28 protein-coding genes and 1 other RNA gene are annotated in these 25,700 nt (G+C 58.2%); 8 read left to right on the forward strand and 21 right to left on the reverse strand.

Annotated elements, in window-relative coordinates; genetic code table 11:
- The first annotated feature begins 9 nt into the window (after positions 1 to 9).
- On the forward strand, positions 10 to 933 hold the full coding sequence (locus tag ACR0M9_RS06440; RefSeq protein ID WP_480773137.1) for an alpha/beta hydrolase: 924 nt from the start codon (positions 10 to 12) through the stop codon (positions 931 to 933).
- 10 nt (positions 934 to 943) lie between these two features.
- Here the strand turns inward: ACR0M9_RS06440 and ACR0M9_RS06445 are convergent, their stop codons facing one another.
- The 14 genes from ACR0M9_RS06445 to ACR0M9_RS06510 all read right to left on the reverse strand — a co-directional run bounded on the left by ACR0M9_RS06445 (position 944) and on the right by ACR0M9_RS06510 (position 15,914).
- Positions 944 to 1,780, reverse strand: a complete 837-nt coding sequence (locus ACR0M9_RS06445) for an alkaline phosphatase family protein (RefSeq protein ID WP_267364868.1) — start codon at positions 1,778 to 1,780, stop codon at positions 944 to 946.
- Between the two features lie 156 nt (positions 1,781 to 1,936).
- Positions 1,937 to 3,574, reverse strand: coding sequence for an ABC transporter ATP-binding protein (locus ACR0M9_RS06450; RefSeq protein WP_480506186.1), 1,638 nt, complete (start codon positions 3,572 to 3,574; stop codon positions 1,937 to 1,939).
- A complete protein-coding gene (locus ACR0M9_RS06455; RefSeq protein WP_480475720.1) occupies positions 3,571 to 4,386 on the reverse strand; it encodes an ABC transporter permease in 816 nt (271 codons plus the stop codon). The genes ACR0M9_RS06450 and ACR0M9_RS06455 overlap by 4 nt, the downstream gene beginning before the upstream one ends.
- Positions 4,386 to 5,342, reverse strand: coding sequence for an ABC transporter permease (locus ACR0M9_RS06460; protein ID WP_209504642.1), 957 nt, complete (start codon positions 5,340 to 5,342; stop codon positions 4,386 to 4,388). Before ACR0M9_RS06460 ends, ACR0M9_RS06455 begins: the two co-directional genes overlap by 1 nt.
- A 15-nt stretch (positions 5,343 to 5,357) precedes the next feature.
- Complete coding sequence (locus ACR0M9_RS06465; protein WP_480506188.1) at positions 5,358 to 6,944, reverse strand: ABC transporter substrate-binding protein; 1,587 nt, start codon at positions 6,942 to 6,944, stop codon at positions 5,358 to 5,360.
- Between the two features lie 234 nt (positions 6,945 to 7,178).
- Complete coding sequence (locus ACR0M9_RS06470) at positions 7,179 to 8,282, reverse strand: glycerate kinase type-2 family protein (protein WP_480482035.1); 1,104 nt, start codon at positions 8,280 to 8,282, stop codon at positions 7,179 to 7,181.
- Positions 8,282 to 8,719 (reverse strand): D-aminoacyl-tRNA deacylase, encoded by a 438-nt coding sequence (gene dtd / locus ACR0M9_RS06475; protein ID WP_480475727.1) that lies wholly within the window; start codon positions 8,717 to 8,719, stop codon positions 8,282 to 8,284. The genes ACR0M9_RS06470 and dtd overlap by 1 nt, the downstream gene beginning before the upstream one ends.
- 42 nt (positions 8,720 to 8,761) lie before the next feature.
- Complete coding sequence (locus ACR0M9_RS06480; RefSeq protein WP_480482033.1) at positions 8,762 to 9,430, reverse strand: nitroreductase; 669 nt, start codon at positions 9,428 to 9,430, stop codon at positions 8,762 to 8,764.
- A gap of 65 nt (positions 9,431 to 9,495) precedes the next feature.
- Positions 9,496 to 10,599 carry a TFIIB-type zinc finger domain-containing protein gene (locus ACR0M9_RS06485; RefSeq protein ID WP_480545782.1) on the reverse strand — a complete coding sequence of 368 codons (1,104 nt, stop codon included), beginning with the start codon at positions 10,597 to 10,599 and terminating at the stop codon, positions 9,496 to 9,498.
- A 47-nt stretch (positions 10,600 to 10,646) separates the two neighbouring features.
- On the reverse strand, positions 10,647 to 11,795 hold the full coding sequence (locus tag ACR0M9_RS06490; protein WP_480773138.1) for an SPFH domain-containing protein: 1,149 nt from the start codon (positions 11,793 to 11,795) through the stop codon (positions 10,647 to 10,649).
- A 22-nt stretch (positions 11,796 to 11,817) separates the two neighbouring features.
- The gene (locus tag ACR0M9_RS06495; RefSeq protein ID WP_480773139.1) at positions 11,818 to 12,774 is read right to left on the reverse strand and encodes a DUF2927 domain-containing protein; all 957 of its coding nucleotides are present in this window, start codon (positions 12,772 to 12,774) and stop codon (positions 11,818 to 11,820) included.
- Positions 12,775 to 12,787: 13 nt separating this feature from the next.
- Positions 12,788 to 13,978, reverse strand: coding sequence for a toxic anion resistance protein (locus tag ACR0M9_RS06500; protein WP_480582816.1), 1,191 nt, complete (start codon positions 13,976 to 13,978; stop codon positions 12,788 to 12,790).
- Positions 13,979 to 14,008: 30 nt separating this feature from the next.
- Positions 14,009 to 14,923 carry a 5-bromo-4-chloroindolyl phosphate hydrolysis family protein gene (locus ACR0M9_RS06505; RefSeq protein ID WP_480773140.1) on the reverse strand — a complete coding sequence of 305 codons (915 nt, stop codon included), beginning with the start codon at positions 14,921 to 14,923 and terminating at the stop codon, positions 14,009 to 14,011.
- 175 nt (positions 14,924 to 15,098) lie between these two features.
- Positions 15,099 to 15,914: a pseudouridine synthase gene (locus tag ACR0M9_RS06510; protein WP_480773141.1), complete on the reverse strand. Its 816-nt coding sequence runs from the start codon at positions 15,912 to 15,914 to the stop codon at positions 15,099 to 15,101.
- A 61-nt stretch (positions 15,915 to 15,975) separates the two neighbouring features.
- Here ACR0M9_RS06510 and ACR0M9_RS06515 point away from each other — a divergent pair, with 61 nt between their 5' ends.
- Entirely contained in the window at positions 15,976 to 16,434 is a 459-nt protein-coding gene (locus ACR0M9_RS06515; protein ID WP_480486487.1) for a nucleoside deaminase, read from the forward strand.
- A 25-nt stretch (positions 16,435 to 16,459) separates the two neighbouring features.
- Here ACR0M9_RS06515 and ACR0M9_RS06520 read toward each other — a convergent pair whose 3' ends face one another.
- Both ACR0M9_RS06520 and ACR0M9_RS06525 read right to left on the reverse strand, forming a co-directional pair.
- Positions 16,460 to 17,431: an adenylate/guanylate cyclase domain-containing protein gene (locus tag ACR0M9_RS06520; protein WP_480773142.1), complete on the reverse strand. Its 972-nt coding sequence runs from the start codon at positions 17,429 to 17,431 to the stop codon at positions 16,460 to 16,462.
- Between the two features lie 7 nt (positions 17,432 to 17,438).
- Complete coding sequence (locus tag ACR0M9_RS06525) at positions 17,439 to 18,131, reverse strand: metal-dependent hydrolase (RefSeq protein WP_480773143.1); 693 nt, start codon at positions 18,129 to 18,131, stop codon at positions 17,439 to 17,441.
- A gap of 59 nt (positions 18,132 to 18,190) precedes the next feature.
- Here ACR0M9_RS06525 and ACR0M9_RS06530 point away from each other — a divergent pair, with 59 nt between their 5' ends.
- A complete protein-coding gene (locus tag ACR0M9_RS06530) occupies positions 18,191 to 18,862 on the forward strand; it encodes a ceramidase domain-containing protein (protein ID WP_480773144.1) in 672 nt (223 codons plus the stop codon).
- A 75-nt stretch (positions 18,863 to 18,937) separates the two neighbouring features.
- On the opposite strand, the gene ACR0M9_RS06535 is transcribed toward ACR0M9_RS06530, so the two are convergent.
- Together ACR0M9_RS06535 and ACR0M9_RS06540 are read right to left on the reverse strand one after the other, a co-directional pair.
- Complete coding sequence (locus ACR0M9_RS06535; RefSeq protein ID WP_480557663.1) at positions 18,938 to 19,501, reverse strand: DUF4202 domain-containing protein; 564 nt, start codon at positions 19,499 to 19,501, stop codon at positions 18,938 to 18,940.
- Positions 19,502 to 19,658: 157 nt separating this feature from the next.
- The gene (locus ACR0M9_RS06540; protein ID WP_209504628.1) at positions 19,659 to 19,817 is read right to left on the reverse strand and encodes a hypothetical protein; all 159 of its coding nucleotides are present in this window, start codon (positions 19,815 to 19,817) and stop codon (positions 19,659 to 19,661) included.
- Positions 19,818 to 20,045: 228 nt separating this feature from the next.
- Between ACR0M9_RS06540 and gatC the strand changes: the two genes are divergently transcribed.
- The 5 genes from gatC (at position 20,046) to rnpB (ending at position 23,760) form a co-directional block, all read left to right on the forward strand.
- The gene (gatC, locus tag ACR0M9_RS06545; protein WP_267365979.1) at positions 20,046 to 20,333 is read left to right on the forward strand and encodes an Asp-tRNA(Asn)/Glu-tRNA(Gln) amidotransferase subunit GatC; all 288 of its coding nucleotides are present in this window, start codon (positions 20,046 to 20,048) and stop codon (positions 20,331 to 20,333) included.
- Between the two features lie 3 nt (positions 20,334 to 20,336).
- A complete protein-coding gene (gene gatA / locus ACR0M9_RS06550; protein WP_480773145.1) occupies positions 20,337 to 21,824 on the forward strand; it encodes an Asp-tRNA(Asn)/Glu-tRNA(Gln) amidotransferase subunit GatA in 1,488 nt (495 codons plus the stop codon).
- Between the two features lie 39 nt (positions 21,825 to 21,863).
- A complete protein-coding gene (locus tag ACR0M9_RS06555) occupies positions 21,864 to 22,568 on the forward strand; it encodes a hypothetical protein (RefSeq protein WP_480486396.1) in 705 nt (234 codons plus the stop codon).
- Positions 22,519 to 23,238, forward strand: coding sequence for an N-acetylmuramoyl-L-alanine amidase (locus ACR0M9_RS06560; protein ID WP_480492639.1), 720 nt, complete (start codon positions 22,519 to 22,521; stop codon positions 23,236 to 23,238). Before ACR0M9_RS06555 ends, ACR0M9_RS06560 begins: the two co-directional genes overlap by 50 nt.
- A 124-nt stretch (positions 23,239 to 23,362) precedes the next feature.
- An RNA gene (gene rnpB, locus ACR0M9_RS06565) (RNase P RNA component class A) lies at positions 23,363 to 23,760 on the forward strand.
- 6 nt (positions 23,761 to 23,766) lie between these two features.
- Here the strand turns inward: rnpB and ACR0M9_RS06570 are convergent.
- The 3 genes from ACR0M9_RS06570 to ACR0M9_RS06580 all read right to left on the reverse strand — a co-directional run bounded on the left by ACR0M9_RS06570 (position 23,767) and on the right by ACR0M9_RS06580 (position 25,658).
- The gene (locus ACR0M9_RS06570; protein ID WP_209504623.1) at positions 23,767 to 24,099 is read right to left on the reverse strand and encodes a GYD domain-containing protein; all 333 of its coding nucleotides are present in this window, start codon (positions 24,097 to 24,099) and stop codon (positions 23,767 to 23,769) included.
- Between the two features lie 66 nt (positions 24,100 to 24,165).
- A complete protein-coding gene (locus ACR0M9_RS06575; protein ID WP_480773146.1) occupies positions 24,166 to 25,008 on the reverse strand; it encodes a DUF2182 domain-containing protein in 843 nt (280 codons plus the stop codon).
- Between the two features lie 14 nt (positions 25,009 to 25,022).
- The gene (locus tag ACR0M9_RS06580; RefSeq protein WP_480773147.1) at positions 25,023 to 25,658 is read right to left on the reverse strand and encodes a DUF1326 domain-containing protein; all 636 of its coding nucleotides are present in this window, start codon (positions 25,656 to 25,658) and stop codon (positions 25,023 to 25,025) included.
- Positions 25,659 to 25,700 lie beyond the last annotated feature (42 nt).

Below are 25,700 nucleotides of genomic sequence, written 5' to 3' on the forward strand. Positions count from 1 at the left end.
GGAGGAACAATGGACTATGAACGCCTGATCGACGAAGAAACCTGGGCGTTCATACGCCGCACGGCTGAAAGCTATCCCGATGATGCGGTCGATTTGTCCATCGAGGACCAGCGTCGCGTCTATGACGCGATGTGCAAGAAATTTCGCCAACCGCGCCCTGCCGGTGTCGAAACTCAGGACCTGTTCGCCGATGGGGTGCCGGTCCGCCATTATACATCCGGGCAACCGACCCGAACGATCGTCTATTTCCACGGCGGCGGGTTTGTTGTTGGCGGGCTGGACAGCCATGATGATGTCTGTGCCGAGTTCTGTGCCCAAACGGGATACCGCGTCGTTTCAGTTGACTACAGGCTGTGCCCTGAACATGTGCATCCGGCGCAGTTCCGAGATTGCTGGACGGCTGTGAAATGGGCGGTGGCTGAGTATGGCGACCCGCTTGTCCTGGCCGGGGATAGTGCGGGAGGAAATCTGGCAGCAGCTATCGCCCACCATGCGCGCGGGCGGCTGGACAATATACTGGGGCAGGTGCTGATCTACCCCGGTTTTGGCGGAGACCAATCGCGCGGTTCATATCTTGACCACGCCCATGCTCCTTTACTGACACTGGACGATATTAAATTCTACGAAACCGTCCGATACGCAGGTACCCCGCCTCAGGGCGATCCGACTTACGCGCCCTTACAGGACAATGATTTCTCGGAACTGCCGCCTACTGTTGTGATTACCGCTGATTGTGATCCGCTCCGTGATGACGGGAAGGTCTATTGCGAGCGGATCAGTGCAGCTGGTGGTCTGGCCCATTGGATCAACGAACCTGGCCTTGTCCATGGGTACCTGCGCGCGCGAACCTCGGTAAAGCGCGCAGCAGACAGTTTCGAACGGATTTCGATCGCAATCGAAGCGCTTGGGCAAGAAATCTGGCCCTACGACTGACGCCAGCCAGTTACTTCAGGAAAGGCTTAGCCTTCATCGTCTCTGCGAGGGGCGCACCCAAACGGTTCAGAATGGTCGGGGCCAATTGGACCTGATCTATCACGGTTTCAGCGTCAGGCCCGTCGGCATCACCGAAGTAATACAGCGCGGTTTCCTGTTGCAGTGGGCTGCGCCCACCGTGGTGTCCGCGCTCGTCCTGACCGTGATCGGCGGTGACGATCACCTCATACCCTAGTTGGCGCCAGCGTGGGATGAACGGGGCCAGCATCTCGTCTGCAACAAAACAGGCATGATCCATTTCCTCGCAGTCGTGATAGAAACGGTGACCCATGCTGTCCAGTGTGCAGGTGTGCAGGATGCCATAGTCCAACCCAAAGCGCAGACACAGATTGGTCAGGGTCGCAAACAGATCGACGTCGGACGGGGTCATCTGATTGTCTTTGCCGTAACCGGTCATGCTGTGAAAGCGACCGTGATTGATGGTCTGGCTCTCTGGCTCGTCATATTCGACGTCGCGGACATAGTCGAACGGGTGGCGGTTGAAGAACTGCGACCAAAAACTGTGCGTTACTGCCCCTGTCACGCCGCCGGCCTCACGTACCTGGCTAAAGATATCCTTGTGGCTCAGGCGAAAAACGTTGCCGTTTCCGGTGCAGCCGTGTTCTTGCGGGGTTACGCCCGTATGGATCGATGCATAGCAACTGGCCGAAGTTGAAGGCAGCACCGCGCGGTGCTTCCACACCCGAGCTTCGCCGCTGTCGACCCAGCCTTCGAGGTTGCCGAACAGGCGGCGGAAATTCCGGTATGGTACTCCGTCCAGGATGATCAATAGTAGTTTACGGTCCATGGTTCGGCCTTTTGATCTGAGTATTTCATGCGGACGATACGCGAGTTGAAACCATGCGCCTGCCAAATCGCGTCCCAAATAATAAATTCCCGACGTCAACCAAGATGCAAAACGCCGGGAATCCATTTCTTCAAAGTGATGTTACAGGCGCAGAGATCAGTTCCCCGCGCTTTCCATTTTGCGATGGGCAACGACCTCTTCCAGCCAGCCCAGATGCATCTCGGGCACCGAGCTCAGCAGAAGGTCTGTATAGTCGTCGAATGGCGGGCTGAGCACCTGGCTCTTTGGGCCATAGCGCGCCACGCGTCCCTGATACATCACCGCAATGCTGTCGCTGATCGCCCGAACCGTCGCCAGATCGTGGGTGATAAACAGGTAGGCCACATCCTCGATCTTCTGCAAATCCAGCAGCAGCTTGAGGATACCGTCCGCCACAAGCGGGTCGAGTGCCGATGTCACCTCGTCACAAATGATCATCTTGGGCTTGGCCGCCAAAGACCGCGCGATACACACGCGTTGCTTCTGGCCACCGGACAACTCGGCTGGGTAACGGTCGATGAACTTCTCGCCCAACTCGATCTCGTCCAGCAACTCGACAACCCGTTTGCGTTTTTCGGCACCGCGCATGTTGAAGTAGAACTCCAGCGGGCGCCCGATGATCGTGCCGACGGTCTGGCGCGGGTTCATTGCCACGTCAGCCATCTGATAGATCATCTGCAACTCGCGCAGGTCCTCGCGGGATCGTCCGGCAAGATCAGGCGAAAGCTTGCGTCCGGCAAACGTAATCTCGCCATCGCGCGGCGGCAACAGGCCGGTGATCACCCGGGCGAGTGTCGACTTACCAGAACCGGATTCGCCCACAACTGCCAGCGTCTGCCCCGGATGAAGCTCGACATTGACGTTGTGCAGCACGTCGAAATTCAATCCCTTGTAGCGCGCGGTGATACCGTCTACGCTCAGCAGCGGTTCCGCTGTGGGCTGTTTTTCCTCGTGCTCGATCGAACGGACCGAGACCAGAGCTTGCGTGTACTCTTCCTGCGGGTTGTTGATGATCTGATCGGTTGACCCGTATTCAACCGTATTTCCCATCCGCAGAACCATGATTTCGTCGCTGACCTGCGCCACGACCGCAAGGTCGTGCGTGATGTAAAGAGCAGCAACACCGGTATCGCGAATGGCTTCTTTGATCGCCATCAGCACGTCGATCTGCGTGGTCACGTCCAGCGCCGTGGTAGGTTCATCGAACACAACCAGATCGGGTTCGGGGCACAGCGCCAGCGCAGTCATGCATCGCTGCAACTGTCCGCCTGAAACCTGGTGCGGGTAGCGGTCACCGATATTATCCGGGTCGGGTAGGCCTAGTTTGGCGAAAAGTTCCCGCGCGCGGCCTTCGGCCTCTCTTCGCGAAAACTTCTTGTGCTCGACCGCAGCTTCGACAACCTGATCCATGATCTTCTTGGCCGGGTTGAACGACGCGGCAGCGGATTGCGACACATACGCAACCTCACCCCCGCGCAGATTGCGGATATCGCCATGTGACGATTTCAGGATATCGCGCCCATTTACCCAAACCTCGCCGCCGGTGATTTCAACACCACCCCGGCCATAGGCCATGGAAGCGAGGCCGATGGTGGACTTACCGGCACCGGATTCTCCGATCAGCCCCAGCACCTTGCCGCGTTCGAGGTCAAAACTGACCCCGTGCACGATTTCGATGTCATGGGGTTTTTCACCCGGTGGGTAAACGGTTGCACCGATCTTGAGGTCACGGACCTTGAGAAGGGTATCACTCATCCCCGGCCTCCTTTCAGCGATGTGGTTCTGTTCAGGACCCAGTCAGCAACAAGGTTGACCGAGATCGCCAGCGTCGCGATGGCCACAGCCGGGTACAAAGCTGCGCCGATGCCATACACGATGCCGTCCTTGTTTTCCTTCACGATGCCGCCCCAGTCGGCCAGCGGTGGCTGAACGCCCAGCCCCAGAAACGAAAGGGTCGAGATGAAGAGGACCATAAAGATGAACCGCAGCCCAAACTCGGCCACCAGCGGTGACAGGGCGTTCGGCAGGATTTCACGGAAGATGATCCAGGCACGGCCTTCGCCGCGCAATTTGGCGGCCTCGACATAATCCATCACGTTGATGTCGACAGCAACCGATCGCGACAGACGATACGGGCGTGTCGCGTCCAGAAGGCCCATCACCAAGATCAGGATCGGGACCGTCACCGGGACGATGGCCAGAATGACAAGTGCCAGGATCAGCGTCGGGATCGACATGACCAGGTCAACCGCCCGGCTGAGAACCTGATCAGCCCAACCGCCCAGAACCGCAGCCAGCAAACCCAGCGACGTGCCGGTTACAAAGCTGAGGATCGTAGCCGCAGCCGCAATGAAGATCGTCGTGCGCCCGCCGTAGATCATGCGTGTGAGCAGATCCCGTCCAATATTGTCTGTGCCCAACAGATGTTCTGCGCTTGATGGCTCCCACACATCGCCAACCACTTCGGCCATACCGTATGGTGCAATCAAAGGTGCGGCCAAGGCGACAAAGAAATAGAGACCTGTGAAAAACAGACCGATCATCGCCGAAATTGGAATATTCTTCATCATTTCGGATGCCTCAGTCTTGGGTTGGCCAGGATCGATACGATATCGGCCACCATGTTCAGCCCGATATAGACGGCGGCAAAAACCACACCACACGCCAGCACGACCGGCACGTCACGCTTGGTCACCGAGTCCACCAAGTATTGTCCCATGCCGGGATAAACGAACACCACTTCGACCACGACAACACCCACGACCAGATAGGCCAGGTTCAGCATCACCACGTTTACAATGGGTGAGATCGCGTTCGGAAAGGCATGTCGCGCAATGACCTGAAAGTTCGACAACCCCTTCAGTTCCGCCGTTTCGATATAGGCCGACTGCATCAGGTTGAGGATCGCTGCGCGGGTCATGCGCATCATCTGCGCCAGAACCACCAGTGTTAGCACGAATGCGGGCAACGCGATCGCATTGAGTTTTTGCCCGAATGACATCGAGTCATTGATCATCGCAAGCGAGGAAAACCAGCCCAGCTTTACCGAGACATAGTAGATCACCACGTAACCGATCAGAAATTCGGGGATCGAAACCGTCGTCAATGTGATGGCAGAGATCAGCTTGTCTGGCCAGCGGTTGCGGTAGCGGACCGCCAGCAGGCCCAGAAAGATGGCAAGCGGAACCGAAACCACGGCTGCGGCACATGCCAGAAACAATGTGTTGCCCAACCGTTTGCCAATGCTTTCAGCAATGTCGAGCTTGTTGGTCAGGGACTGACCCAGATCACCCTGAACGATACCACCCAGCCATTCGAAATAGCGGGTCAGGGCAGGCCGGTTCAGGCCCATTTCTTCGCGCAGGTTTGCAAGGGCCTCTGGGGTTGCGGACTGCCCCAGGACGGCTTGCGCTGCGTCTCCGGGAAGGGCTTCGGTCAGGCCAAAAATCAGAGCCGAAGCGCCAAACAGCAATAGGAGTCCCAGCGCAAGGCGCTGGGAAACCAGTTTGATGATAGGATGCATGATCCGTGGCCCGTTTTAGACGAACCACATTTTGCGGGACATGTTGCCGTTCATCATCTCTTGGTTCGGGTCTGATTCCCAACCATCCAGCTGATTACTGACGCCTTCAACAAAGTTGTTGAACATCGGGCAAATCAAGCCGCCTTCGTCGCGGACCATACGGCCCATCTGGCTATAGATGCCTTTGCGCTTTTCTGCATCCAACTCTGCACGCGCCGCAAACAGCAAGTCGTCAAAGGCCTGAACTTTGAAACGAGTGTCGTTCCAATCCGCAGTTGACAGGTAAGCTGTAGTATACATCTGGTCCTGTACAGGGCGACCACCCCAGTACGACGCACAGAAGGGCTGGACGTTCCAGACTTCGGACCAGTAGCCATCGTTGGGCTCACGTTTGATTTCCAGTGGAATACCGGCCTGCGCGGCCGTCTGCTGGAACAGGGCAGCGGCGTCCACCGCACCTGGAAACGCGCCATCTGCGACACGAAGGATGATCGGCGAACCATCATGGCCGGACTTCTTGTAGTGCTCGGCTGCTTTTTCGATGCTGAATTCGCGCTGCTCGATTGTTTCGTCAAACAGTGGGTAGGCCGCGTTGATCGGCATATCATTACCGATCGAACCGTAGCCTCGCAGAACCTTGTCTACCAGGTCTGCCCGGTTGATGGCGTATTTCAGCGCGGTGCGCAGTTCATTGTTATCAAACGGTGCCGTGTCGCAATGCATGATGAAGACGTAGTGACCGCGACCAGCGGTTGAATGTACGGTCAGGTTGGGTGCGCGGCCCAACAGGTCGGCAACTTTGGGTTCCACGCGGTTGACCGCATGGACCTGTCCGGATTGCAGGGCAGCGGTACGCGCAGTTGCGTCGTTGATGACGATGACTTCGACACTGTCGAAATTGCCGTAATCGCTGTTCCAGTGGTTTTCGTTCTTTGTAAACAAGTGACGCACACCGGGTTCGTCAACTTCCAATTTGTACGGTCCAGTCCCGATACCTGCCCCCGGATTATCCATACCGCCATCAGGCTGAATGATCAGGTGGTAATCGGCCATCAGATAGGGCAGGTCGGCGTTTGGCTCGGTCAGGGTGACCTGGAAGTTGTCGCCGTCAGCTTTCATTGACTCAATGCCCTTCATGATGCCCAGGGCACCGGACTTGGAGTCTTCGTTCGAGTGGCGCTGCATGGTTTTCAGCACGTCTTCGCTGGTCATAGTCTTGCCGTTGTGGAATTCGACACCCTGACGCAGCTTGAAAGTCCAAACCTTAGCGTCGGCGCTGCCTTCAACGCTTTCCGCCAGACGCGGCTCGATCGAGCCGTCTGGTGCAACTTCAACAAGCTGGTCACCAAACTGTTTGCCGTTCTGGAAGGGAACCGAGCTTGCGTAGGTCGCTGGGTCCAGAGAGTTAGTGGATTCACCACCCTGAAGACCAAATTTCAAATCACCGCCCTTTTTCGGCCCAGCAGCCCGAGCGGCGTCCGCGAACATTGTGCTGGCCATCGCAGCCGAAACACCCAGAGCCGCGGCTTTCCCCATGAATTCGCGGCGGGTCATTTTTCCGGCTGTGACCTGACCGGCCATATGCGTGATTTGTTCGTTCATCGATTATTCTCCCTATCGAGTGGTTTTAACCCTTTTCGGGTTTTTGTTGACGCATGAGTCAACGTTGGCTTATTTCGGCGGACCGGGCAAGGGTATTTCTCCTAGATGCCGAAGGCCGAAGCGCAAGTAACCTTGTTTGGCGCGATGCCCTTTCCACAAGAATACTATGATACAATTCTGTTTCAGGCCAGTTTCCGAGCCTTTGCGGTACGGCGCGGTGCGATATGCGTCAATTCATCCACGTATTGCGACAACCAGGTCCATGACATTGGTGCCGGTTGGCCCGGTTGTCAGCAAGGCTTGGGCTTTTTCCAGAAACGATCCGCTGTCAGCATTTCGAAGGGCGGTTATCCCGCTTTCGCTCCATGTTGCGCCGGTAATGATTCCCCCTGCCGCATTGGTCGGCCCGTCTGTGCCGTCCGTGCCGCCGACAACAACTGTAAGGTTTGGCTGCCCGGCAATCTCCTGCGCCAGTGCAAGTGCCAGCGCCTGGTTTCGCCCACCGCGCCCAGGGTGATCGGGCAAGACCACTGTCGGCTCTCCGCCGAAGACCATCACGCCCTTTTCCATGCCGCGCAGCAGTTGGCCGAGATGTGCGGCAACCTTCAGATAGTCGTCATGCAGCGCCTCTTCATCGGCCCAAACCTTTAGCCCAGCCGCTTCGGCGGCTTGTACAACCGCACTGCGGGCATGGGCGTTCGAGGCCACGATCCGCGTGACGGCCTCAAATGTGTGGCTGGAAGGCAAAGCGCCGACACCCGATCCAATGACATTGAGGTCGTCGCCCGGTACGTCCGAGATGGCCAGAACGGTCGCGCGCGCGCCCGCAAAGTGCGACAGCAACCCCCCGCCTTTGATGCGGGACAGTTTGCGCCGCTCAGCGTTCATAGCGCCGATGTCCATTCCCTCTGACAGTAACTTGCGGTTCAACGCTTCAAGATCGCTCAGCGATTTTCCGGGCAAAAGGTCCTCGGCCAACGAAGACGCGCCACCCGACACCAGAAGCAGCACATGTGATCCGGGTTCCATCTGCTCCAGCGCAGCACGCAGAGCGCGCCCGCCTGCAAGGCTGCGGTTGTCCGGAACCGGGTGCGAGGCTTCGATCACCTCGACAGTGTCCGGCAAGTCACGGCCGTGATCGTCCTTGGTCACAACAAGCGTGGGAATCGTGCCGAACCGCGCCAACGCCGCCCGTGCCATGGCGGCGGCGGGCTTGCCTACGGCCAGAATACGGTCCGGTTTCGGGATGTCGTGCAGGGCGGCCTCGGTGGCGGTGTATCCGTCAACGGCCTCAACCCCGGCGCGCCAAAGTTGAACGGCTTGCTTTTCAGTATCCATCAAGTCTCCACCCAGATTGTGACCGGTCCGTCGTTGACAAGTTCAACGGCCATGTCGGCCCCGAATTGTCCAGTTTCCACCGCTACACCTTGCGCAGCAAGGTAGTTTGCGAAGGTATTATACAGATGCTCGCCAAGTTCGGGCGGTGCTGCAGTTGAAAACCCCGGCCTGTTACCGCTTGTTGTATCTGCCGCCAATGTAAACTGGCTGATCACCAAGGCTGACCCTTTTACATCCAGAAGCGAGCGGTTCATCTTGCCCGCATCGTCCTTGAAAATCCTGAGTCTGGCGGTTTTCCGGGCCAGTTTTTCAGCCTGGGCTTCATCGTCCCCCTGCATGGCGCAGACAAGAATCAAAAGCCCCGGACCGGATGCGCCAATGACATTGCCATCGACCGATACTTTGGCTTGCGAAACTCTTTGCAGCAATGCGCGCACGCGGTTCCCCCCCCTTGGCGATTATCTTGCCTGAGCGATGGTTTAGCCGCGCCAGTCGACAAAGTCACCCAGCGCGGCACGATCTGTGCGAAAGTTATTTGCGGGATGCTTTCTGTCTGAATACCCAAAGGAAATCGCGCACAGGATCAGACGGTCTTTCGGGATCTGAAAATATCTGTGCAGGAACGGGCCATACGCAGCTAATGCGGCCTGAGGAATGGTTGCCACGCCCAACGCCTGCGCTGCCAGCGAGAAAGCCGTAACAAACCCTCCGCAATCCATTGCGCCATATGGCCCAAGTTCCGCCGGGCTTGAGACGATGGCGCAATGCGGTGCATCGAACAGAGCGAAATTGCGCATCATTTGTTGGGCCGATCCTGCCCGGTCCCCGCGTTCCACACCGACTGCTTCATAGAGCGCCCAACCGCACGCGCGGCGGCGGTCTTGATAGACGCCTGAATATGACGCGGGAAACGGAAGATCGGGGGCCGGTGCGCCTGTTTCAGCTTCGTTTTGCATCGCCGCGCGGAACCTGTCGGTCTCTGCGCCGCTTGTGATCACCAATTGCCACGGCTGCGCGTTACACCAGCTTGGGACCCGGGCCGCGCTGGCCACGATTTGTTCGATCTGCTCCTTTGGTACAGGGTCGGGCAGGAAGGCCCGGCAGGATTGGCGTTTCTCCAGAAGGTTATTCAGTTCTGCGAATGACACTAGCGCCTCGTTGTTATGTTCCGACCCTCAGGATGATCATGCCGCGCGAGATGTACAAGCAGTTGCTATTGCTGCCCGTTGGCTGCCAGATACCCGACAACCCCGGCAACAAGCAGGCCCAGAACAACGGCAATCGTGATCTTGATGGCTGACCAGGGACGTTCCCCCTGAACCCGCCCGGTTCGACCGTTCACCACAAATCGATAGGTCTGCCCGCGATATTTGTAAGCCGCCATCCAGATCGGCAGCAGAATATGTTTGAAGGTGACATCGCGCACCTCGGTGTCCACCGCGTGGATACGCTGCTTGTCACCCCCAATATCGAAGCGAACATCCCGTTCGATCACGCGCGCCATATGCGCGCGGGCCTCGGTATAGCCCTCATTTAGTTCAACTGTATATGCCTCGGCGCGAAATCCGGCGAGGTATTCTGGCTGGTAAGGTTCAAGTGCCGGCAGATCCCAAGGCTGCAACGCGTCAGTGTAAGCCTTGGGCAACGACTGCGAAGCCAGCACCAGGACATCGTCAAAAAAACGCGCAACACGACCCGATTTGGGTGACCAGCGCACCTTTGGTACTTGTTGCTGAACCCGTTTACCGTCCCGCATCACAGTGTGGGTTTCATAATAGATCACGCCGCGCTCACCACGGTAGGCGGATTTGGTGTCGGCATCAAAGGTCCAGTACGGCACATAAATGCCCTGCATCTTGCGGCCCTTGCGGGCATAGTCCTTCAACCCGTTGGGCGCGAACCATAACCGCCCCAGCCAATCGCTCATCGCCTTATGCGCCTCGCGCTCGTCGAAAGCAAAAGGCAGAACGCCCTTCGGCTTGATATGCCGGTTCACGCCGGTGTCGGTTACCACCGGCGTGGCACAGAACGGGCATTCCGCAGCGTGCGTGTTTGGGTCGAATTCAACCTGCGCTGCGCAGTTCGGACAGGACAGAACGCGGGTCTGTTCAAGCTCGCTGTCAGGCAGACGGTCCGCAATGGCCGCGTCAAAATCCAGTTCGCGCAGGCTGGCACCTTGCCACGGACCCGATCCGATAGGTTCGGAATGACCACAATGATCACATGTTAGCGTACCATTGCTAGGACTGAACCGGTAATCCGCGCCGCATTGCTGGCAGGGAAAGCGGTGCTCTGCAAAGTCAGGGGCGTGTGTCATACATTACCCACAAGTGTCAGGACAGATGGAGGAGTATCGCGTTTTGGTCAGGCCCCCGGCGGCGGCGGAGGCAGAATGGTGAACAGTTGTGCAAGTTCCTGCACGTCTCCGGCTTTCTTCCAGCCGTCCTGGCCCGCGGTCCATACATAGGTCTCGCGCGTCAGATCGCCTTCGCTGGCCATACGGCCCATTCTGGCCTTGGAAAACGGGCCGCTGGTCTGCCCATCCACGGCAATATGCCAAACATGCTCAACCGGTGGCGGGGGCGGCGGGGCCACATGGGCTGCCGGTCTTGGGGCAGCGGGGGCAGGCGGTCCCCACGGGCCGCTTGGCTGGCCCGCTGCCATGTTCGACATCTGCTGTGCCATCGCCATGCCCATTCCCATGCCAAGACCAGCGCCCATGCCTCCGCCCTGGCTGGGGTTGCTGGCCGCAGCTGTCATTGCCTCTGCTGCGGAATACTGTGTGAATTTGCCCAGGTCTCCCGCCAATCCCATCGAGGTCCGCTTGTCCAATGCGGCCTCGACCGCAGGCGGAAGCGAGATGTTCTCGATGTAGAATTCAGGCATCTCCAGCCCATAGCCTTCCAGCACTGGGGAAACTTCGGCCGCGATCAATTTGCCCAGATCAGCCGTGTTCGCTGCCATGTCCAACACAGGAATGCCAGACCCCGAAATAACGCGGCTGAACTCCTGCACGATGATGTTGCGCACCTGAAAGCTGATCTCGCTCATGGTGAATTCGCCGTCAGTTCCGACGATTTCAACAAGGAATCTGGCCGGGTCTTTGACCCGAACGGTATAGGTGCCATAGGCGCGAATGCGGGTCGGACCAAACTCGGGGTCGCGCAGCATGATCGGGTTCTTGGTCCCCCATTTCAGGTCGTTGAACCGGGTCGTGTTGACAAAGTAGATCTCGGACTTGAACGGCGACTGAAAGCCATGATCCCAGTGCTGTAATGTGGTCAGGATCGGCATGTTGTTGGTCTCAAGCATATAGAGACCTGGCGTGAACACATCTGCCAATTGCCCTTCGTGCACAAATACAGCCGCCTGACCTTCGCGCACCGTCAGCTTGGCACCGTATTTGATTTCATGGCCTTCACGCTCGAACCGCCAGACCATGGTGTCGCGAGTGTCGTCAACCCAATGGATGACGTCAATGAATTCTCCGGTCAGAAAATCGAATATTCCCATTTGGGTTCTCCTGTCCTTGGTGTCAGAGCGGCTGCCCCATCAATTCCCGGGCAATGACATGCACGATGGGGCGGGCCTGATCGACTGTCACGCCGGGCTCAAGCCGCTTGTCATATAGCATTGTCAGCAGTTTTTCGTCATGGCTCGTCAGCAGGGCAAACTCGTCATCATCATTGAAGATCGATGGGCGCGCTGCCGGGCTGTCGTTCGACAATCCCAGCCCCTGTGCGATTTCTTCGTGGATACAGCTGCGGCGGACCAGATCGGTCAGCTCGGCCCGGATCAACGCAACGGCGCGCACATATTTGTACGGAGACGCCGTTGTCGCCGAGGCAAAAACAAAACAATCGAAATTCGATCTCGGATTTGCGACCAGCTCTAGCGAAGCCTGACTGATATTCGGGATCAGCTGTTTCAGTCGTGACACGACATAGGTGCTGTCGTCCTTGCCCGCGAAAAAGACGTGGAAGTTAGCGTTTCGGGAGACCACGGAAATCGGATGATCCGTCACCCTCGCCAGGCGCGTGGCAAAGGATTGAACCCGTTCCGCATCCTGTTCCCGAACAGCGGGCAGCACGGAAGGCCCAAACTCGGTCTGGATGCGCACCGGCCCCGACCACCGGCTGAGTTGCCCGTCTGTCTGGCGCGACCCGATGGAAACGTTTTGGGTCGGATATTCGCTGTAGAACGCAATCGCTTCGAAATTTCGCGCCAGATCCTGGGCGTCATAAGGCGTATCGGGGCCGCCCCCGTCTGTCCGCAATAACCCCCGGACCAGAAGGTCGCGTTCGACACGCTGGTAAAACCGCGCCAGATCCTGACTTGCGGCAGATGGCGGTACATAGGCATTCGCCGCAACAGAAACAGGCGCCGGGCGCGCTTGTGGTGCAATCGAGGATGTCAGTGTTTCTTCGCAATTGGCCAAAGCCAAAAACGCCGCCATCCCCAACCCCAGTTTCAGATATGTAATATCCCGCACGCCCAGTTCAGCCTCAGCCGGGGACAGCGGTTCCAGCGTTGTCGCCGGTCCCGTCTCGTCGCGCCTTGGCGGACGCCAGAGTGTCGCGCAGTTCCGCTTCCATCTTCTGCAACTCGGCCTCGGCGGCAGCACGTTTGGCTTTTCCTTCATCCGCAATGGCAAGGCTTTCGTTGATGGTGCCGATCAGGTCTGCGTTGGCCTTTTTGACAGCTTCGATATCGAACACGCCGCGTTCCATTTCCTCGCGGATCATCTTGTTCGACTGGCGCAGATTGGCAGCATTCGAAGTCAAAAGCTCGTTGGTCAAATCGTTGGCGTCGCGCACCGCGGCGGCAGCTTCGGCGCTGCGCTGAATGGTGACGGCCTGTGCCAGTTGCGTTTCCCACAGCGGCACGGTGTTCACCAGCGTCGAGTTGATCTTTGTGACCAGCGACTTGTCGTTCTCCTGCACCAGCCGGATCGACGGCAGCGACTGCATCGTGACCTGACGGGTCAGTTTCAGATCGTGCACGCGGCGCTCCAGATCGTCACGCGCGGCGCGCATGTCACGCAGTTCCTGCGCTTTCATCACCTGTTCTTCTTCTGGCGCGGCCTGAACGGCGGCTTCCCTTTCGGGGATGTCATGGCTGTCCAACTCGGTCAGCTTTTCTTCACCCGCTGCGATGTACAGCGCCAGTTCATCGTAAAAACCCAGAGTTTTCTCGTACAGCAGGTCCAGCGATTTGATGTCCTTGAGCAGTGTATGTTCATGTCCCAGAAGATCGTCGGTAATGCGGTCGATCTGCTCCTGAACTTCTTCAAACTGAGCGGTAAATTTCGCAAATGGTGCGGCTCTGCCCAGCAGCCTTTCCCACCAGCTGCGCTCGCGGCGCACGTCCAGCTCACTGACCGAAAATCCGCGGATCGTGGTCACGATATTGCGCAGGCTGTCTCCTGCCGGGCCAACATCCTTGTTGCGCACATCCGCAAGCATGGCCTGACTGATTTCCTGCAATTCGGCCTGAGCGGAAGACCCGAAAGCAACAATCGAGTTGGTGTTGCCCATGTCAATCTCGTCCATGCGCTTGCGGATCTCGGCACTCACGGGTTCATCGGCTTCTTCAAGCGAGATAACCTCGGCCTTTGGTTCGGGCAGGGCAACTGCGGTGACTTCCTGCACCAGTGTTTCGGCCTGAGCCGCCTTGTTCTTGATCTCATCGGACATGGGGATGTTCCTCGCTCAAATAATGGCCGGTCAGTCCAACCGGACGCCTTCGCGCTGCAATCTTTCGCGCAGCACGTCGATTTCGACCGTCAGATCACTGCGGTCATCCAATAGCATTTTCCGCGTACGCGCGGCGAAATTCTGTTCCAGATCATCCAGTAGCGCGACGTAGTCTGTCATCGCCTGCGCATCGCGGGTCCGGGCATAGACATCGGCGAACTTGACAGTCGCATCACGCGCGCCCTGTAGATAAACCGTCATGTATTTTCGCGCGCCAGCCAGATCGCGGGGGTCTTCCTCGACCGTTCGAAAAAGGTCACGTGCGGTGTCCTGAAACCGTTCCAAACGGGCTTCGATCCGGCGATCACCCGCGCGTTTGATGGCGTCCGTCATCTCGGAAAGACGGTTTTTCGCATCCTCAACGACCCGGGCAACGCGATCTTGCTGAAAGGTGTCAATTCCTTCCATGCCCTTGTCCTTCATCGGATCAAACCCGAAGGAGGCCGAGTGCAGCACGGTTGCTGCAGCGCCGAACAAGACAGGGGCAAGCAGGCTGACTTGCGACGCCGTTTCCGCATTCAGAAACTCGGTCCGGTAGGACGCAAGAGCGGCGCCCAGACCTGTCAGAAGGCTGGCAAAGATTTTACGGGGAAACGCAGGCCGGCGGGCAGCCTTACGGGCGTTAAACGCGGCTTCGGCCCGCAGACCTTCCCGCAGTAAAAACGCAGCTGCCGTCAGCAGGCCAGCTGCGATCAGACCAATGGTCATGCCTATCGCGCCGTCGTTCAGCGACAGAAACACCAATGGGATGGCCGGTATGAACAGGACATTGGCACGCGCGCCCGCAGGTTCGACCCGCGCGCCATCGAATTGCCCACGGGGCTGAAGAGTGTCGCCGGACGTATCATCCTGAGGGCTGTATTTGCCGCCAAATCGCTTTGCCATGCGTTACAAGCCCCCAAGCACGCCTGTGCACACGCCAAACAAAAGCACCAGCAATACGGCGTAGGCGAATTTTTGCACTCCGCTTCCGGACATCACGCTCCCCAAATAGCAGCAATCACAGAAAATTTAGGGGATACGCAGGCTTGGCGCTAGGGGGAAGGTTGCCGAACCTGCATCACTTGCGGGGATTCTTGCCGATGGGCGGGCGTTTTCTTTGTGGTCGCGTCGGACGTTTGGGGGCCGCTTCGGTTTTGGCATCCGAATCCAGCCCAAGTTGATCGCGCATAACGCGGCGGCGGATTTCTTCGACTTCTCCCGGCTTCAGATTGCCCAATTGGAACGGGCCGTAAGAAACCCGCAACAAACGGTTCACATTAAAACCGATATCTTCCATGGCCCGACGGATTTCTCGGTTCTTTCCTTCGCGCAGACCGATGGTCAGCCAGGCATTGGCCCCCTGCTGGCGATCCAGCGTGACGGTCATCGGCTGGAACCGCTCTCCCTCAATCACCAGACCTTTGCGCAGCGGTTCGAAATCTTCGTCTTTCGGGCGTCCGTTTACCCGCACACGGTATTTGCGCAACCAGCCGGTCGCGGGCAGTTCAAGCTTGCGCTTGATAGCACCGTCATTAGTCAGCAGCAGCAGACCTTCGGAATTCAGGTCAAGCCGGCCAACGCTTATCACCCGAGGCATGTCTTCGGGCAGCTTGTCGAAAATCGTATCGCGCCCTTTTTCGTCGCGGGTTGTCGTAACCAGCCCAGCAGGCTTGTGATACAGCCACAAACGCGAGGGTTCCGGTTCCGAGACCGGTTTGCCGTCGACAATGATCTTGTCTTTTGCCGTCACGTTCAGGGCGGGGCTGTCGATGGTCTTGCCGTTCACAGCTACGCGGCCAGCTTCGATCATGCGCTCGGCCTCGCGCCGCGACGCGACGCCAGCGCGGGCCAGGACTTTGGCGATCCGGTCGCCAGGAGGAGGGGTCTTGTTCATGTCTGGGCCATACCCTATCCCGCGCGCTTGCGAAAGGCAGGTTTCTGATGCAGTCAGGGGCATGGTGTTCAAATCGCATATGGAACAGGCGCTGTGTGAGGCGCGCGCAGCAGCGGATCGCGGCGAAGTGCCCGTTGGTGCGGTCATAGTCGGGCCGGACGGCTCTGTTGTGGCGGTGGCAGGAAACCGGACTCGTGAGTTGAACGATCCTACGGCGCATGCAGAAATCTTGGCTTTGCGCGCGGCCTGTGCCTATGCCGGATCTGAAAGACTGCCCGGATTTGATATCTATGTGACACTGGAACCCTGCGCCATGTGTGCAGCGGCACTGGCGGCCGCGCGCATCCGGCGCGTTTACTATGGGGCGTCCGATCCCAAATCCGGCGGCGTGGCCCATGGCGCGCGGGTTTTTTCCCACCCGCAAGCACATCACAAGCCCGAGGTCTATGACGGCATAGCCGCCAAAGAATGTGAAAACCTGCTGCTGGATTTTTTCGCGGAAAAACGAATAGAAAAATGACCGTGATCTGACAGGACGGCCACTGTCAGTTCCAGTCCAGGCGATACACTGTCTGCTGCCCGCCGAACCCTTTCAGTGCGACCGATTTTGGCGAGCTGAACCTCAGACCGCCCTCCGGGCTGACCAGCAATCTGGTCACGTCGGTGACATGAATTTCATTCGGGCCACTTACGTCTGTCACGCGCGCGGCCTTATTGACGACGGACCCGAAGAAATCCTCATCTTTCTGTATGACGTCGCCGGTATGAATTCCAATCCGCAGACCCAGAGGTGTTTCGGAAATTGCCAATGCGTTCTTTCTTTGCAGCTCGATTGCTGCCTGAATCGCATCCTGGACCGTCGGGAAGATCGACATCGTTCCATCCCCAAGGGATTTGACCAGCCGTCCCTGATGGGTTTGGATAAGGTGTTCAGCCAGATCAAAATGGCCGGAAATAAGCTGGGCCCATTTTTTGTCACCCAAGTGCCAGGTGATATCTGACGACCCGACAATGTCAGTGAACATGACCGAAGCGGTTCCCTCGGTCTGATCCTGTGTGAACTCCTGTTTTGCGGCTTCGATCAGTGCATTCAACACCGAATGCTCGATGCCGATCTTTTCCATGTTCGAGGTCGGGTTAGACACATGCAGCTGCACCATTTTCCAGACGCCGTCTTCCAGATGCAGAACAAATGTAAAGCGGTGCCAGGCTGAATTGCCGTTCGAATGAAAGGTCAGCGTCGCTTCGCAAAATGCCCAGCCTACATCCCCACATTCAAACGCTTCCAGCGAATGTTCCTGCCAGTCATAGTCCGGGATTTCGTTGGTGTGATCGGCGAAGCCACGCCGAAACACCTGCCCGGACCATGCCTCTTCATCCGCCGAGCCCTGATACCGCAGGTGTTCCGAGGATGACAGCATATTGACCAGCGCAGCCCGATCCTTGTCATGAACGGCCTGATTCCATCGCCGTACAACTGCGATCAGTTCCGGTGAAGGGACAATGTCGCTGGTCATATCATCCCTACAGCTTTATCGCCTGCATAACTTGCGGTTCGATGACGTCTACACCCGGCAAAGCACCTGCCAGCGCCTGAGCGGATTGCTCAAGAATCGGGAAGGTCTTGTAGTGGCAGGGAATTACCGTCTTGAAGTTGAAGTATCTTTTGGCGGCGTAGGCGGCAGCTTTCATATCCATGGTGAAATGCCCGCCCGCTGACAGGATGCCAATATCGGGTTTGTAGTAATCCCCCAACCAGTCCATGTCGGCCATGATGTCGGTATCACCTGAAACATAAAGCATGCGCCCCTCGGCACTGATCATAAAGCCGACCTCGCTGCCGCCCGTGCGCAGGCCGTCCGGTGTCGAAAAGGTCGAGCTGTGAGAGGCCGGGACCATTGTTACCATGACCCCGTTCAGGTTGACCGTGCCGCCCTTGTTGAAACCAATGGTCTCGATGCTTTCGGCTTCGGCCCAGTACCCCATCAGGTCATATTGTCCCACAACCGGAATCTTCAGGTGTTTGGCCAAAGGCAGAACGTCGACGACATGGTCAAAATGCGTATGGGTCAGAAGGATGTGGGTGGCGCCACCAACGGCGGCGTCATGCTGTTCCTCGGGCAAGACCGGGTTGCCGGTCAGCCAGGGGTCGATTAGCAGCACCTGTCCCTGGGTTTCGATACGGAAACTTCCATGGCCCAACCAGATAATGTTCATAATTATTTCCTCCCAATCATTCTGTTGGCGGCAGCCTAACATCGGATAAGTAAATTTCCATGGATTGGTTTCGTGAAATAGACGGGTACTGCGAGCGGCTGTCTCCAGCCTACTGGGCCGAGCCCGTTAACGCGGTCACAAACGCTGCTTTTCTGATTTGCGCATGGGTCATGTGGAGGCGCGTGCGCAATCAGAACATGCCGCTGGCCAAGGTTTTGGTGGCGCTTCTGGCGATCGTCGGGTTTGGCAGTTACCTGTTCCACACGCATGCGCAGGTATGGGCGGCTTTGGCGGATGTCGCGCCCATACTGCTGTTCATATTGGTCTATGTTTTTGCGGTGAATAAAGACATCTGGAGGATGCCTTTGGGGGTGGCGTTCGGGGGAATGCTTCTTTTTCTTCCCTATGCGACGGCTGCTGTCCCACTGTTCCAACATGTTCCGGGGCTTGGAGGGTCGGCGGTTTATGCGCCAGTCCCTTTGCTGATCCTGATCTATGCTGTTCTTTTGCGCGGCCGTGATCCGATTCTGGCCAAAGGAATGACAATCGGGGCGTTGATCCTGATCCTGTCGATAACTTTCCGTGCCCTCGATATGCGTTTCTGCGGCCAATGGCCGGTGGGGACACATTTCATGTGGCATCTCCTGAATGCCATTTTGCTGGGCTGGATGATCGAAGTGTATCGAGCGGCCCTCATCAGGGGCCGCGTCACCCAAACTCGTGGATCATGAGCATATGGCGCGGAGGCCTGTCGTTACCAACCTTAAGACTTATTATTCGGTCGATGAAACGGCGTTGGCCTTTTCTCAGTCTTGAAAGGCTGCGGCCAGATGATCCGGCAGGTCGAATTCGCTTATAACCCGTGCGCGGCCCTCGGGCGACATCTTGCGCGCAGTCTTTTCAACAATGCTCTGGATTTTCTCGGCTGAGTGTTTCGCCGCAAAGGGTTGGAAATACCATTTCAGAAACACAAAGCAGATCACATCTTCCAGCGCCTGCACCTCTGCATCGCGTTTGATGCCTTGCTTGCGCAACATGCGACCCGCGGCTTCGGCCTGCTCAGTGTCATAGCCTTCTTGGGTCATCAAACTCATCACCACGTCCGCGTGGTGTACACCTTGCGCCTTGCGCCAGGCCAGATAACCCGCCCGACCTTCCGGGAATTCATTGCGGGCAAGTTTCCACCGCTCCACATGTTGACCACGCGCCGCAATCTGCAAGGCGTCGGACGCGCCCGGAAACAGGCGGTCAAGCTCTGCGCTCATGCGCTCGCCGTAAAGCTGCGCTTCGGGGCGGCCATCATCGCGGTTGGGGTCATTTGCATTCGCCGCATCGATGGCATCCAGGACCGCTTGTTTTTGCGTGTTCATCAGCTGCTCCACTTGCTTGTCAGAACCGCAAGTGCCTTATGCAGTTCCCTTTTGGTATTTGCAGCAATGCTAACGACTCGCTTTGGGCTGTGCACCCTCGAATATGCGTTTTGGCCGGGTCGGAGAGGGGAAATCCGACCCAGCCGGAACCTGCGCATCACTTTGCAGGTTTAACCTTGTCCTGAGTGACCGGTTCCGTCACGGGCGAGGGGAAGGTCAAAGTGCGTGTCAGGTTGCTTGTGTCGATACCCAAGGCCATGGCCGGTGCGGCCAAAAAGGTGGCGGACAAGACTGCGGCAATCATCAGGGGTTTCATGTTTTTCTCCGGTTTGCGTTGTGTCGCACAACTAGAAATGAACAGTACAGTTCAGTTTTCAAGGACAATATTGAACTAATTAGTTTACTTTTTTGCATACCACTCATTCAGTTTTGAATGGCGGGTGTCATGCGGTGGATCTCAAACTCGGGACGGCCCATGGCGCAGTGGTCTTGCGACTGCCGCAACAGACAGGTAAACGCCCCATAACGTAGATGAGGGAAGCCGATGTCGATTGACCAAAGCACCGCCGCCAAAGTGGCCAAACTGGCCCGGATCAAGGTCGAGGATGACGCGCTGCCGGCGCTGGCATCCGAGTTCAACACCATCCTCGGGTTCATCGAACAGCTGAACGAAGTGGATGTCGAAGGTGTCGAGCCGATGGTCTCGGTCACGCCGATGCGGCTGAAACGCCGTAAGGACGAGGTAACCGACGGCAACCAGCAGGGCAAGGTGCTGGCCAACGCCCCTGACGCCCGCGAAGGGTTCTTCGCAGTTCCCAAAGTGGTGGAGTAAGACATGAGCGAGCTGAACAAACTGGGTCTGGCCGAGGCGCGCGATGCGCTGCGCTCAGGTGACGTCACTTCTGTCGAGCTGACCGACGCCTGCCTGAAAGCCATTGACGAGGCAGATGCGCTGAACGCCTTTGTCCACAAGACACCCGAACTTGCAATGGAGCGCGCCAAGGCTGCGGATGAGCGGATCCAGCGTGGCGACGCACCGTCGATGTGTGGCCTGCCGATCGGCATCAAGGATCTGTTTTGCACCAAGGGTGTGCCGTCGCAGGCGGCGTCGAAAATCCTGGAAGGGTTCAAGCCGGAATACGAATCCACCGTTTCTCAGCAACTGGCCGACGCAGGCGCGGTGATGCTGGGAAAACTGAACATGGACGAATTCGCCATGGGATCGTCCAATGAAACATCGACCTATGGCAATGCGGTCAGCCCGTGGCGCCGTGGCAACGATGATGCGCAACTGACACCGGGCGGCTCGTCTGGCGGGTCTGCGTCTGCCGTGGCTGCTGATTTGTGCCTGGCTGCGACAGGTACCGACACCGGAGGCTCGATCCGCCAGCCTGCGGCCTTCGTTGGCATCACGGGCATCAAACCCACCTATGGTCGTTGCTCGCGGTGGGGTATCGTCGCCTTTGCGTCCTCGCTGGATCAGGCAGGACCAATGACCAAGAACGTGCGTGATGCAGCGATCATGCTGGAAACCATGTGCGGGCATGACCCCAAGGATTCGACCAGTGCCGAACTGGCGGTCCCAAATTTCGAGGCCATGCTGACCGGTGACATCAAGGGCAAGAAGATCGGTATCCCGAAAGAGTACCGTATGGAGGGTATGCCCGCCGAGATCGAAAAACTCTGGGCCGATGGCGCAGCGATGCTGAAAGCCGCGGGGGCCGAGATTGTCGATATCTCGCTTCCGCACACCAAATACGCGCTGCCCGCCTATTACGTGATTGCCCCGGCCGAGGCATCTTCGAACCTCGCCCGCTATGACGGTGTTCGCTATGGTCGCCGTGCACAGCTCGCGCAGGGCGATGGCATCACCGAGATGTACGAAAAGACCCGCGCCGAAGGTTTTGGCCCCGAGGTGCAGCGCCGCGTGATGGTCGGCACATATGTGCTGTCCGCAGGTTTCTATGACGCCTATTACAATCGCGCGCGCCGGGTCCGGACCCTGATCAAGAAAGACTTCGAAGACGTGTTCGCCGCAGGCATCGATGCCATTCTGACACCGGCAACCCCTTCGGCGGCTTTCGGTCTGGGGGAAATGACCGAGGCGGACCCTGTTCAAATGTATTTGAACGACGTCTTTACGGTTACCGTGAACCTCGCTGGCTTGCCCGGTATCTCGGTCCCCGCAGGGCTGGATGCACAAGGTCTTCCCTTGGGGTTGCAGCTGATCGGGCGCCCGTGGGAAGAAGGTGACTTGCTCAACACCGCTTATGCGCTGGAAACCGCAGCCGGTTTTGTGGCCAAGCCCGGCAAATGGTGGTAAGCCTTCGGGCAAGTGAATTACTGAAGACGGAGCCAAACAATGCGTGTTTTGCTTTTGGTCCCGGCCCTGACACTGGCTGCGGCCTGCACCAATGTCGCGCCGTTGACCAGCACGGGTTTCAACACGCCTGAATATCAGGCGCAGCGCGAGGCTCAATTGGCGGGCCAGGGCGGGGCGGTCAATCCGCTGCTGGCTCCGGTCGATGTTTCCCAGCAACCACTGGGCACACCGGGATCATCGACCTTTGCAACAGGTGAGAATGCGGACATCGCCAACCAGACCGCCGCAGCGTTGGCCAGCACGTCCGGGCAATCCTCGGTCTCCGCGTCGCCGTCTTCCGGCTCCAACAGCAGCGCAATCTCTGACGAGCAGGACTTCGCAGCCGTGTCCGAGAGGCGCAGCATCCAATCCGATGCCGCCCGGATTGAGCAAAACCGCCAGACCTACAAAGTCGTCGCTCCAACCGCCGTGCCTGAGCGCACGGCGAGCGGCCAACCGAATATCGTACAATATGCGCTGAGCACCTCCAATCCGGTGGGCACACAACTCTACAGCCGTTCCGGTTTCAACCTGCAAGCCAAGTCACAGCGGAACTGCGCGCAATTCCCGTCACCGGATCAGGCTCAGATCGAATTCCTGTCCAATGGCGGTCCGCAACGTGACCGCAAGGGTCTGGACCCGGATGGCGACGGCTATGCCTGTGGCTGGGACCCCAGCCCGTTCCGCAGTGCCGTTAACAACTGACGCCTTAACGCCGATCTGGCATCCGTCTCCGAATTTCGGCAAGCGCCGGGGCGGGATGGTGCCATCCTTGATCGTGATCCACTATACGGCCATGGACGGTGCGCAGGCGGCTCTGGATCGCCTATGCGACCCGGCTTCCGAAGTTTCGGCTCATTACCTGATCGGGGGTGATGGCACCCTGTGGCAAATGGTGCGTGAAGAAGATCGCGCCTGGCATGCCGGCGCAGGGGAATGGGACGGCAAGGACGACATCAACTCGCGCTCGGTTGGGATTGAACTGGATAACACCGGCAAACATCCGTTCTCGCAGCCGCAAATGGCGGTGCTGGAACAGTTGTTGCCCCTGATCATGACCCGCTGGTCCATTGCGTCGTCCGGGGTCATTGGGCATTCCGATATGGCGCCCGGCCGTAAATGCGATCCTGGGCCGCGCTTCGACTGGAACAGGCTCGAAAAGCAAGCGCTGGCCAAACCGCGCGGCACAGGAGTTGATCCGATGTCACCCGATGCAGAAGCATTTCGCGCCTCTGCTCGGATGGCAGGTTTCACCGCCCCCGTGGACGATGCAAAACTGCTGGCCGCTGTCCGGTTGCGATTTCGCCCCTGGGCGAAAGGTCCGCTGGACATGGCGGATATGAATGCGGTCACCCCGTCGGACACAACAACCTGATCCGCTCTTCATCTGGCCAAAAATATCCCGGGGTTGAATTGGCCGCAGGCCAAGAAGGGGCTGGCCCCTTCTCGGGCCTGTCAGCTCTTGACGCCGCAGACCGCAAAGCTTACCCAGCCCGGGCGCGGAGGGCCGGATGGCCGCTGGGGCGTATGCCCGAGAGGAAAGTCCGGACTCCACAAGACAACGGTGCCGGGTAACGCCCGGGCGGGGCAACCCGACGGAAAGCGCCACAGAAATCAGACCGCCCAGAGCCTCGGCCGCGGGTAAGGGTGAAACGGTGGGGTAAGAGCCCACCGCGCCGCTGGCAACAGTGGCGGCACGGCAAGCCCCACCGGGAGCAATGCCAAATAGGGTCCCCGCGCGGGCCGGTCGGCGCAAGCCGATACCGCCGCTAAGCGCGTCTTGGCCGAGAGGGACCGGGTTGGCAGCTTGAGCCGTGCAGCAATGCACGGCCTAGAGGAATGGTCATCGAAGGGGGCAACCCCGGAACAAGATCCGGCTTACAGGCCCTCCGCGCGTATCTACTTATCCTCCGGGCGGCGTGTAGGTCCCCGCCAATCTTGCGGCTTTCTCAGTGACCGAAACGAACTCGTCCGCAGTCCAGGCCCGAACCGTTTCTATGTTCGTGACCGCACCCGATGCCGCGACCGCCATGCCGACCGCCACAGCATCTGTTCCGTCCGGCGCTTCGCTGATCACGACCACGTCGTTGCTGCCGGTTGTCATGTAGAAGGATAGCAGTCGACCGCCGACTTTCTCCAGCAATGCTTTCACTGGGCCGGTACGGTTCTCGGGCTTTTGCAGCATGCCTTTGACACCAGCTTGCGAATAAGTTGCGTAGGTAATGAAAACAGGCATTGGTACCTCCTTTTTAACGAGAAATCACAGGGCCTTTCAGTCAGCCGCCCCGGGGGCCGTCTTGCGTCAGATACCGGAGATCAACGGTGCCGCGATGTGCCAAAGACCTGCTCCGATAAGCGCCACACCTGACACCGGCGCCAGCCACCGGGCTGTCGGCAGAAGCTTTTCCAGCGCGACATAGGCGGCAATGCCAACGATCCAGTAGAGGTTCATGATCCCTCCGACGAACAGCAGCAGCATCAACGCCCAGCAGCATCCCAGGCAATACGTGCCGTGCAGGGCTCCGGTTCTGAGCGCGCCGAAGGGTCCGGGCCGGTTGTGACCGGCCAGAAACCTTGCGGGGCTTTGGCAGTAACGAAGGCACGCATTCTTCAAACTTGAAAACTGATAGAACCCGGCAGCCAGCAGAACACTTCCCGCGAAGGGGCCAGAGCGGATTGTCATCATCGGCCCGCTCGACAGCCCGATATGTTCCAGTCCCCACTGCAATGCCGTTGCAGTCAGGCTGAACGCACCCCAGGTCACCAGATAGCCCAACAGGAAACACAGGCTGAACGTTGCGGCGCGGTCTTTCTCAGGGCCCATGCGCTTTGTCGCTGCAAACAAAAGCACGGCTGGCGCGGCACTTGGGGTCATCATGGCAATCATCATGATCCACCACATCAGGAAGATGAGCAGAGTGTAACCGAAGCTCCAGGCGGTTGCGGAACCCATCTGCATGGGCTCCCCAACCGGCCCTGCCATGCGGGTCATTTCGACCGCAGACATTTTCATCCCGACGCCGGCAACTGTGTACCAGGTGGCAGCAAGAATGATCAGAAGGACGCTGCCCAACACGATTGCATTGTCCTGCTTCAACAGCCGCTCAATCGCCCCGGCAGGGGCTGTCGCACTCTGTCTGGTCATGAAAGAGTCTCCGGCTACGCGCCCTGAACACCGTGACCCGAGAGGTTCAGATGTGCGAGATGGGCGTGCGTGGCATCAAAGGTAAGGCTGATTTCGCCGCCCGTTGTTTTGGCCGACCCCGAGGCAGCCTCTGCGTGGCGGTACTCAAAGCCGTTCGGCAACTGGATCGATGCCCTGTGCGCGGCGCCCGATACGATATGTGGAATCGGGCTGACCTCGACGTCGAAGACCCCCGGAACATTGGCGTAGCCGCTACGATCATCGCGGTTCCAGTTCAATTCGATTGGGACAAAAAGCGTATCATATTTCGTCGGGGCCATCGCACTGTAAACGTACCACATGGTCGCCATTTCATCGGTGTCTTCGCCGGTCATGATGGCCTGCAATGCTGCGCGCTGTTCGGCTGTAGCACTTTCGTCAATGATCAGTTGCATCTGACCATTGCCTTCGTGGATCGGTCCCGGCCAGTGATAAACACCTGCTGCCCGCAAACCGGCCAGATCAGTATCGCCATAATGCCCGCTTTCGATGTCGAAAACGACAACAGCCTCGCAATTTCCGTGTGATGGAAGAACGCTGAATTGGCAGGGACAGCCGAAATTGCAATTACAATTGGCCAGTTCTTCGCCCTGAATAACCCATTCTGTCATGATAGCCCCCCAAGAAAAGCTGCGTAAAACAACACTGCTCCG

Source organism: Ruegeria sp. CH2 (assembly GCF_056537065.1).